This window comes from Acinetobacter sp. YH16031, assembly GCF_013417335.1.
Taxonomy (GTDB): Bacteria; Pseudomonadota; Gammaproteobacteria; order Pseudomonadales; family Moraxellaceae; genus Acinetobacter.
Map to the genome: position 1 here is coordinate 1 of NZ_VPED01000102.1, position 2,595 is coordinate 2,595.

Below are 2,595 nucleotides of genomic sequence, written 5' to 3' on the forward strand. Positions count from 1 at the left end.
AACGAAGGACTTCAAATTGAGGCTTGTCAAACTAGTTCTTTTCTTTAAAATAGGAACTGGTACTAGCCGTAAGGTGAATATCAGTATGAGTTGGTAGCTCTGCCGATCTTTCGTTAATTGATGTTGGTAGCATCAAATAACTGTACCCACAGAATATAAAGCGAAAGTCCAATAAGTTTCAAGACTTATTGGACTTTTTCTTTTTTATAAAGATAATTTTAAAAATTATTTATAAGCCAAATAGTTGAGACTTAAATTGGGAATTCTCGTTAATGACAATAAAGTTGTTACTTTCACCTCAGAAACAGAACAACTAGTAAATACGTCATTAGATGCTAACCCTAATCATCACAAACTTAATGACTTAATTGTGCATAGTGTCTTTAAACGTTTGTATAGTCGTCAGGGGGGTGATGGGAATCCTTTAATTTACGCCCTAAAAGGACAAAAAGGATTCTCAATATCTCTTAAAGAGTGTGGAAAATTCAACCCCAATATCTCTAAAATTCTCCATAGCTTAATGCATGAAAAAGATTATGAAGTAATCCTTACAATGCCATCATCCCACAAAGTAGTAGAGAGATTTGCCAAAAAAATCAATAGAATAAATAAAAATCATTGTATTTTAATTAATGAACAGGATATTGCTGCATGGTACCTTTAGCTTGCATCGTCAGTAATAATTGAATGAGCAAGCCACTCATACAAACAATAAAGGCCACCACCCACCAATCTTTTTTAGAACTAAACGTGTACATTGCATCCCCCATCTATTGTTTTCATTCTATACAAGATTTTTCGATTGGCATGCAACTTTGCAGATTAATTTTAAAGCACATAAAAAAACGCCCCGAAGAGCGTATTTTTTCAATCTTTGCTTCACGATTAAAATAAATATGGGCGCACAAAAATCAGGAAGAAAATACCCAACATCAAAAACCATTTTAAGAAATAGTACAATTTTCGATTGGTCTTTTTCAGTGCTTTGGCTTTGATCCGAATTTGATAAACATAACCAAAAACTTTATTGAGTCCACCCGTTTGATCCCCATGTTCATTTGGTGAACTGGCTGCGGTCATGATATTTTTACCAAACCAATGGTTAAAGCGTGCCATCAACTTTGAGCTTAACGGTCGCTCAACATCGGCAAAGAAAATGATGCGGTTTTGTTCAGTCTTATTTTCTGCATAGTGAATATAAGTTTCATCAAACACCACACTTTCACCATCACGCCATGAATAACGCTGACCATCGACATCAATAAAGCAACGATCATCATTCGGCGTTAGTAGCCCCAAGTGATAACGCAATGAACCAGCATACGGGTCACGGTGACGTACCAAACGGCTGTCCGGCGCAAGCTCAGTAAACATTGCAGCTTTAATTGAAGGCAACGTTTTCAGCAGTTCTGTGGTTTTAGGACAAAGCTCTGCCGCAGAAGGATGTGCAGAGTCATACCATTTCAAATAGAAACGTTTCCAGCCGGTTTTAAAAAAGGAGTTAAAACCTAAATCATCATAACTACTCGACGCTTTGATGCCACCTTGTTCATATAAAGCTTGCGCTTCATCGCGAATCATTTCCCAGTTTTCATCCAAGACTTTCAAATCTTTAAAATGCTGAGTGTCAATATAAGGCTGACTTGGCACTTTAGAAAACATATACATCAGAAAATTAATCGGCGCGAGCAAAGTCGAGTGATCAAAAAACTGGCGGTAAAATGAGTGACGAACTTTGCCGCGTTGTTGAATATAAAACGCAGAAATGACAAAGATCGCCAGGATAATCCACTTAATCATATGAGGACCTGGTACTTGTAAGCAAAATGCTTAAATCGAGAGAATTTTTTAAACGGCGTAATAATAACATAGTGATCCATTTTGCTTAAATAAACGCCATAGAACACTGCGTTGCAGGAAACAATGTCTTGAAGCTATAAAGTCGATTGACCATTCTGCCCAAAATATCCTTGCATTTTTCTTGAAAAATTCTGCAATTTCTCTATATAGAGGCACTTGCAAAACTCCACAAACAGCCTGAATTAACATTTTTTGAAAAAAGTTGTAGATGTTAAAATGAGCTTCTAAACCAACACCCTAACATCTACAGCATGAATACTACATTAAGCCCTTTTCTCAAACAACGGTTTCAAGCCTTACAATACGAACTTATTCCTTTAGTCGCAGCCGATTTAGACGGCATCAGCTCAAAGCTCGAACGCATTATTCGTGTGCTCGAGTGGAGTGACATCGAATCCTTGGTATACCAATATCAAGGGTGTGCTGTGGGAAGACCTCCTGCTGACCGCTGCGCTTTGGCATGTGCCTTTATTGCAAAAGCTGAACTTGGTATCGTCACCACACGGGGCTTGATTGAACGCCTAGAAGTTGATCGTAGATTGCGGCGAATTTGCGGCTTCAATCTGTATAAAAAACTACCCAGCGAAGGGACATTTAGCCGTGTTTTTGCTGAATTTGCAGCGCGTAAACTAACCACTCGCGTTCATGAGCAGATGGTGAAGTCCAATCTTGCGGATACGTTAATCGGTCATATTAGCCGTGATGCAACCATGATTCCAGCACGCGAAGGTGTTG

General features: G+C 38.4%; 3 protein-coding genes. 2 read left to right on the forward strand and 1 reads right to left on the reverse strand.

The window, feature by feature from the left end:
• Nucleotides 1–256: 256 nt before the first annotated feature.
• Nucleotides 257–664, forward strand: coding sequence for a hypothetical protein (locus FTV31_RS16195; protein ID WP_174660742.1), 408 nt, complete (start codon nucleotides 257–259; stop codon nucleotides 662–664).
• A gap of 221 nt (nucleotides 665–885) precedes the next feature.
• Here the strand turns inward: FTV31_RS16195 and lpxO are convergent, their stop codons facing one another.
• Nucleotides 886–1,800 (reverse strand): lipid A hydroxylase LpxO, encoded by a 915-nt coding sequence (gene lpxO, locus FTV31_RS16200; protein WP_174660741.1) that lies wholly within the window; start codon nucleotides 1,798–1,800, stop codon nucleotides 886–888.
• A gap of 311 nt (nucleotides 1,801–2,111) precedes the next feature.
• Between lpxO and FTV31_RS16205 the strand changes: the two genes are divergently transcribed.
• A partial coding sequence (locus FTV31_RS16205; RefSeq protein WP_180015687.1) for a transposase occupies nucleotides 2,112–2,595 on the forward strand: 484 nt, incomplete at its 3' end.